The 4186-nt window shown below is 45.0% G+C and carries 2 protein-coding genes; both read right to left on the reverse strand.

Going from position 1 to position 4186, the window contains the following annotated elements; translation table 11 throughout:
- Positions 1-321: 321 nt before the first annotated feature.
- Positions 322-2778 (reverse strand): heavy metal translocating P-type ATPase, encoded by a 2457-nt coding sequence (locus BU200_RS10160; RefSeq protein ID WP_075100015.1) that lies wholly within the window; start codon positions 2776-2778, stop codon positions 322-324.
- Between the two features lie 152 nt (positions 2779-2930).
- Positions 2931-3791, reverse strand: a complete 861-nt coding sequence (gene tehB, locus BU200_RS10165) for an SAM-dependent methyltransferase TehB (protein WP_075100016.1) — start codon at positions 3789-3791, stop codon at positions 2931-2933.
- Positions 3792-4186 lie beyond the last annotated feature (395 nt).

A 4186-nucleotide genomic window follows, 5' to 3' on the forward strand; every position in this document is an offset into this window, starting at 1 on the left:
TCATGGGCTTAGTGCGCCCAAAAATAGGAAAATAAGCAAAAAGTAAGCTTCGAAAGCGAAGCTTACTGGAATTAATGCTTACAAATAGGGCTTACTTAACAACTACTTGAAGTTTTTAGAGGTGCCCTCAATGTATTTTCCTTAAAAAACGAAACAGTAGAGTTACTAATAGAGACTCTTAAATAGCCTTTCAAAATGTAGACAAAACCTATCCGTAAAAAAATTGTAATTTTAGAGCTTGTTTACTAAAGAACAAAAAAGGTTGAAGAAAATTGTCTAAAATGAACTTTTTCTTCAACCTGAGAATCTCTTAAATAACCCTTATTTCACTAGACGTGCCTTTTTTAAGCGGAGGGCATTGGCCAATACCGACACCGAACTGAGGGACATGGCTGCCCCTGCCAACATGGGATTGAGTAAAGGACCACCAAATAGATACAATACCCCCATAGCAATAGGAATGCCGATAACATTATAAGCAAATGCCCAGAAAAGATTTTGTTTAATGACCCTCATAGTGGCATGGCTCAATTGAACCGTACGCACCACATCAAGCAAGTCACTGCGCACCAGAACAATGTCGGCTGATTCGATAGCCACATCCGTACCTGATCCAATCGCAATGCCTACATCTGCCTGTGCGAGTGCAGGCGCGTCATTGATGCCATCTCCAACCATGGCAACCTGCTTTCCTTTCTCCTGCCACTTTTTGACCACAGCCGCCTTGTCTTCTGGTAGGACTTGACTGATAACCGTTTGAATCCCTGCTTGAGCTGCAATGGCTTGAGCTGTATCCTGCGTATCACCTGTCAACATCACTACTTCCAAGCCCATATCCTGCAATTGTCGCATCGCTTCAGGACTGGTTTGTTTCAATTTATCAGCGATAGCAAGAAGACCGATCACCTGCTTGTCTAAAGCTAGAAAGACCGTTGTTTTTCCCTTTTGAGAAAGCGAGTGACGATCTGCTTCAGCCTGCCCCACCTCTATGTCGTAGGCTCTCATCAAGGGAAGATTGCCAAGAAAAATCTTCTTCCCATTGATATTCCCGATAATCCCTTTTCCAGAAAGTGATTGAAAATCGCTGACAGTTTGCAAGCTTAGTCCTTTTTCCTTTGCTCGGGCAAGGATGGCCTCACCTAGCGGATGTTCTGAATAATATTCCAGACTGGCTGCTAATTGTAAGACGGTATCTACTGACTTGTCTTGATAGCCCAATACATCCGTCACCTGTGGTTTTCCCTCTGTCAAGGTTCCTGTCTTGTCTAAGACAATGATGTCAAGTTTTTGTGCCCGCTCAAGCACTTCCCCTGACTTAATCAAGATCCCCAGTTCAGCACCTTTTCCAGTCCCAACCATAATAGCTGTCGGAGTCGCAAGCCCCAAAGCACATGGACAGGCAATGATGAGAACGGCGATCATAATAGAGAGTGAAAATGCCCATGATTCACCAACTACAAGCCAGAAGATCCCTGCACCTAGAGCCAAGAGCATGACAAGAGGGACAAAGATAGCTGCCACCTGATCGGCTAACTTGGCAATCGGAGCTTTCGAGCCTTGTGCTTCTTCTACTAGGCGAATGATCTGCGCCAGAGCCGTATCCTTACCAACCTTGGTAGTGGTCATGTGAAAGGCTCCATTCTTATTGATAGAACCACTAAATACTGTATCGCCAACTGTTTTTACAACAGGTAGGCTTTCTCCCGTCAGCATGGCCTCATCAACCGTTGATTGTCCCTCAATCACCTCTCCATCCACAGGAATCTTCTCACCCGGACGCACCAAAATCTGATCCCCTACCATGACAGCTTCAAGCGCCAACTCCACTTCCTGACCATTTCGGAGGACGTGAGCAGTCGGGGGTGTCAAAGCCATTAGATGCTGAATAGCTGCGGATGTCCGACTTTTTGATAGCGTTTCTAAATATTTCCCTAGCGTAATCAGGGTTAGGATGACTGCAACTGATTCTAGGTACAACTCGGCATGATTGCCATGCCCTACCTCAACCTTTCCTAACCACAAGAGTACCGTCATGATTATTCCTTGAATCAGGGCTGCTCCTGTCCCAATCGCAATCAAGGAGTCCATATTGGGATGACCTTTCAATAGGGTTTTCAAACCTTTTTGATAGAAGCTGCGCCCCAGATAAACAATAGGGACTACTAAAATCAGCTGAACAAGGGCTGAAATAGGAGCTTGGTGAAAAATCCTTGGAAGCAACCATTCAGCCCACGGAAGCATGGGAGCCATTGCCAGATAAACGAGGGGACCAGCAAAGATGGCTGACCAGATAAAACGCTGCCACCATTTTCTAGCCTGTTCTTTCTGCTCAAGGCTTTTATCAATAGGCTGACTTCCTTCTTCTAAAAAGGCTTCATAACCTGCTTCTTTCACCGCTTGCTGGATGCTTGCTGGAGACTGCTCATCTCTATCGTAGCGCACATAGAGGCTCTCTGTTGCCAAATTCACCGCGACTTCCGCCACTCCATCCAAAAGACCCACTTTGTGTTCCACAGCCATGGCGCAAGAAGCACAAGTCATGCCCTTCACTTGGTAGCTTTCCTCAACTGCGTTTGACTTCAATTGATAACCAGCCTTTGCTAGGGCATCCAATAGCTCTTCTTCTTTGAGTGTTTCTGCTTCATAAGAAACGGTGGCTTGCTCGCTGGCTAGATTCACACTAGCTTGCCTTACCCCCGTCAAGGACTGAAGCGTTTTTTCAACAGTCATAGCACAAGAGGCGCAGGTCATGCCCTCGACTTGATAGGTTTTCTTCATCTCTTTCTCTCCTTTCGTCTACAATTGTAGTCTTTTCATAACTAGTATACTTCTTTTGACTACATTTGTAAACAAACTTGCTTTAAATAAAGTAGGAGACATCCTCCTACTTAGAATCTCTATCCAAATGTCAGCTGCCTTGTCCGTGTTATCTACGGTTTACGGGCAAGTAGGGTGGCAAATCGGAGACGGAGGAAATGCCCGTTCTCGTCCCTGCGGTGTAGCTGTCCGAAGTCTTCATTGTATTTGACCAGATCCCAGTCCTTGTAGTAATTCCTTAGCTCATCCTGTCCAAAGGTAAAGGAGAAATTCACTGGACAGGGAGCATCCTCTGTACTCATGGCGGCAACAATGAGATGATAACCACCACTCTTGGTTTGCGCCTGCATATTTTCAATGATGGCAGGAATCCGATCTCTTTCTAAAAACATCAGAACGACAGTTGAAATGATCCAGTCATATTCTTGCGTAAGATTAGCCTGATTGATGTCATATTGACCAACCTGCAAGGCGAGATCCTCGGCTTCCATGATGGCTAAAAGGGTTTCAAGACTCGGTAGATCCCGATCTACGGCGGTCACATCAAAACCTTTTTGTGCTAGGTAAAGGGCATTGCGTCCCTGACCACAGCCTAAATCGAGAACCTTACAAGGCTCGGTAATGGTCTCTAAGGCTGCTATCACTTCCGAATGCGTTGCTGTAAAGCCATACTTTTTAGCAAGGTAGTCCTCGGGGGTACAAAAGAATTCTACGAAAAAGCTGGTGTCGTCTGTTATTAGACTTACCCGGTGCCATGCCTGGGGTTTTACCATGGGGATATCATCTGTCGCTCGGTAGTGATGAACCGCGGTAATCTCATTGTCATCTGAAATGGCTTCATAGCGAATCTCGCCTGTCAACACCTTAATCTTGCCCCAGGTTCCAACCTTGGTATTGTGCTTATGGGTAATCTCTGTGGGAACCGTCTCCTTGGTCCAGACGGGCATCCGTTTGTAGGCTACTAACTCTACCATCTAAGTCCTCCTCATCTTCTATAAAAGGTATCATATCCTGCTGCCTCATATTCATATAATGAACACTGCTCTTCAACGCTAAAAATCATAGTTCTCGCAAGGTTGGAGATAAAACGAGTGTCCTCGTGTCAAACACTCTTTGTATCTTGCAATTGAACACGGGCTACGAGCTGTGCAAAAAAGATAGTTTTTCCTAGCTCCAAAGGTATGGGATACCTTTGGAGACGAGAAATAGAAGTTTGCGAAGCAAACTCTCACTGTCTTCTTCGTCGTATTTCCTATTTTCTACCATTTGTCAAGTATTTCAATGGTTTTCGGGTAAAAAATTTATAAAGTTACTTGATATTATCCTCCATGCTCTCCATGTTTGGTTTATATTAGGAGAAAAAATGCAC

Source organism: Streptococcus acidominimus (assembly GCF_001921825.1).
GTDB classification, from domain to species: domain Bacteria; phylum Bacillota; class Bacilli; order Lactobacillales; family Streptococcaceae; genus Streptococcus; species Streptococcus acidominimus.

Coding starts and splice junctions, on each gene's coding strand:
- BU200_RS10160 (WP_075100015.1), bottom strand. CDS start 2,778: ATGAAGAAAACCTATCAAGTCGAGGGCATGACCTGCGCCTCTTGTGCT.
- tehB (WP_075100016.1), bottom strand. CDS start 3,791: ATGGTAGAGTTAGTAGCCTACAAACGGATGCCCGTCTGGACCAAGGAG.